This window comes from Mycobacterium sp. (assembly GCF_051006775.1).
Lineage (GTDB): Bacteria > Actinomycetota > Actinomycetes > Mycobacteriales > Mycobacteriaceae > Mycobacterium.
On the sequence record NZ_JBPCSX010000157.1, the window covers coordinates 1 to 2,588 of the forward strand.

The window sequence follows — 2,588 nt, forward strand, 5'->3', positions numbered from 1 at the left end:
GCGATCGCCCTCGAGACCATCGGGGCCCCGCTCCTGCTGACCTGGCAGCGGCGACTTTCGACCAAGGAGTTGTGAATCGAATGCCATCCGTACTCGTTACCGGCGCAGGCAGAGGAATCGGGCGAGCGATCACCGAGCACATGAGCCGGCGGGGCTGGACCGTCTATGCCACCGCTCGATCCGACGCCGCCCTCCGCGACCTCGATGCTCTGCCCAACGTGCATGCGATCGCTCTCGACATCAGCGATAGGGCCGCCATCGCAGCGCTTCCCGAGCGGCTTCCCGCTGAACTGAACGGCGTCGTCAACAACGCCGGCATCGTCGTCAACGGTCCGGTGGAGGGCCTGGCATTGGACGATCTAACGCGGCAGTTCGACGTCAACGTCATCGCGCAGATCGCGGTGACCCAGGTGGTGCTGCCGAAAATACGTTCATCACAGGGACGGGTGGTGTTCATCTCGTCGGTCAGTGGGCTGTTCACCACGCCCGGCACCGGCGCATACAACGCATCGAAGTACGCGATCGAGTCACTCGCCGATGCACTCCGCATTGAATTGCGGCCATGGAAGATTCCCGTCTCACTCATCGAGCCGGGACCAATCCGCACCGACATGTGGGCCGATGTTCTCGCCGACCACGACCAGATGGCCGACCAGCTCAGTGCTGAGCATCGCCGGTTGTATGCCTCGCACCTCGCCGGGACTCGGAAGTTGTTGGGGCGTATGCAAAAAATTGCCGCCGATCCCGAGCGGGTCACCAAGGCCGTCGAGCATGCGCTGACATCGCGGCATCCTAACCCGGATTTTCCGCGAAACGGTGGATGGCGCGGGGTGTAGATAAGCGAAAGTGCCTGTCCTGCAAGGAATGATTGGACTTCTCTACGGTTCAAGCATCCTGACGGGAAGGCACTTCGCAGGTGAAGAGTATCGCGACGGTTTCGCGGGTGAAAGTCTCTGCCGATGGGCGCGGGGTGGTGTCGCATGCCGGTATGGGGCTGCTGCGCGAGCTGGCCGACCAGACCGGGTTATCGGCGCAGGTCACAGCGGTGTTGGCCGATACCTACAAAGGGCCGTGGGCGTATGCCCCGGGTGCGGTGTTCGCCGATCTGGCCGCGGCGGTCGCTGACGGGGCGGACTGCATCGACGGGGTCGGACAGCTCTGCGGGGATCGTGAGCACGTGTTCGGGGCCAAGGCTTCCACGACGACGATGTGGCGGCTGGTGGATCAGCGCATCGACGCCGCACACCTGCCGAAGATTCGTGATGCCCGGGCGGCCGCACGGGCAGCGGCCTGGGCTGCCGGAGCCGCCCCCACCGGTGGTCAGCCGCTGTACATCGACATCGACGCCACCCTGGTCATCGACCACTCCGATAACAAGCAGGAGGCGGCGCCGACCTGGAAGAAGTCCTTCGGCCACCACCCGCTGCTGGCGTTCCTGGACCGCCCGGAGATCGCCGGCGGTGAGGCGCTGGCCGGGCTGCTGCGCAAAGGCAACGCCGGATCCAACACCGCCGCCGACCACATCACCGTCCTGGAGCAGGCGCTGGCCTCGCTGCCCGCAAAGTGGCGCCCCGACCCGGACAATCCGGGCGCGCCGGCGGTGGTGGTGCGCTCGGATTCAGCCGGGGCCACCCACCGCTTCGCCACCGCCTGCCGCGATCACGAGGTCGGCTTCTCCTTCGGGTTTCCCGTCGATGCCCGCATCTGGGACGCCGTGGACACCCTCAACCTCGCCGACGGCTGGTACCCGGCCATCGACGCCAGCGGCCAGATTCGTGACGGGGCGTGGGTGGCCGAGGCCACCGGACTGGTCAACCTCTCTGCCTGGCCCGCCGGGACCCGGCTGATCCTGCGCAAAGAACGCCCGCACCCCGGAGCCCAGCTGCGCTTCACCGACATCGACGGCATGCGGGTCACCGCGTTCATCACCGACACCACACCCGGGGTCGTCCCGGGACAGCTGGCCGGCCTGGAACTGCGCCACCGCCAACACGCCCGCGTCGAGGACCGCATCCGCCAAGCCAAAGCCGCCGGCCTACGAAACCTGCCCTGCCACGGCTTCGACGCCAACGCCGCCTGGCTCGAGATCGTCCTGGCCGCCGCCGATCTGGTCGCCTGGGCCCAACTGATCGGATTCACCGACACCCCCGAACTGGCCCGCTGTGAGATCCCTGCTTTCCGCTACCGGGTCCTGCACGTCGCGGCCCGCATCACCCGAGGCGCCCGTCAACTACGGCTACGTATCGACGCCACCTGGCGCTGGGCCGGCGCAATCGCGACCGCCTGGCAACGCATCCGCGCCGCCTTCCCCTGACAACCACACAACCGTCCCGACGACCCGAAAGACCAGCGGCCATAGGAAAGCCCGCCCCACCCGGCGACACGGGACAGCCAACCATGCCCCAATTCCCCAAAAGCAGATGCTCAATGCCTTTCAGGGATTACCGCCGCTGAACCCCACCGGCACGAAAAATCCGGGCTAGAGCGCGGCGACCTTGGCCCGCTCGGCCTCGACGTCGAAGTCCGGCGGCGGCCAGGACAAGTTCATGGCCGCCAGTGCATCGATGAGCAGTTCGGTGACCGCCAAC

2 protein-coding genes and 1 pseudogene are annotated in these 2,588 nt (G+C 66.8%); 2 read left to right on the forward strand and 1 reads right to left on the reverse strand.

What is annotated here, in order from left to right:
- The first annotated feature begins 80 nt into the window (after positions 1-80).
- Together ACR2JI_RS11360 and ACR2JI_RS11365 are read left to right on the forward strand one after the other, a co-directional pair.
- Positions 81-836: an SDR family oxidoreductase gene (locus ACR2JI_RS11360; protein ID WP_526390179.1), complete on the forward strand. Its 756-nt coding sequence runs from the start codon at positions 81-83 to the stop codon at positions 834-836.
- Positions 837-916: 80 nt separating this feature from the next.
- Complete coding sequence (locus tag ACR2JI_RS11365; RefSeq protein ID WP_526390180.1) at positions 917-2,314, forward strand: IS1380 family transposase; 1,398 nt, start codon at positions 917-919, stop codon at positions 2,312-2,314.
- Between the two features lie 165 nt (positions 2,315-2,479).
- Here the strand turns inward: ACR2JI_RS11365 and ACR2JI_RS11370 are convergent.
- Positions 2,480-2,588 (reverse strand): annotated as a pseudogene (locus ACR2JI_RS11370) (polyphosphate kinase 2 family protein); the annotation flags it as partial.

Excerpts from the sequence above, each read along its gene's own strand:
- ACR2JI_RS11360 (WP_526390179.1), top strand. The coding sequence starts at position 81 with ATGCCATCCGTACTCGTTACCGGCGCAGGCAGAGGAATCGGGCGAGCG.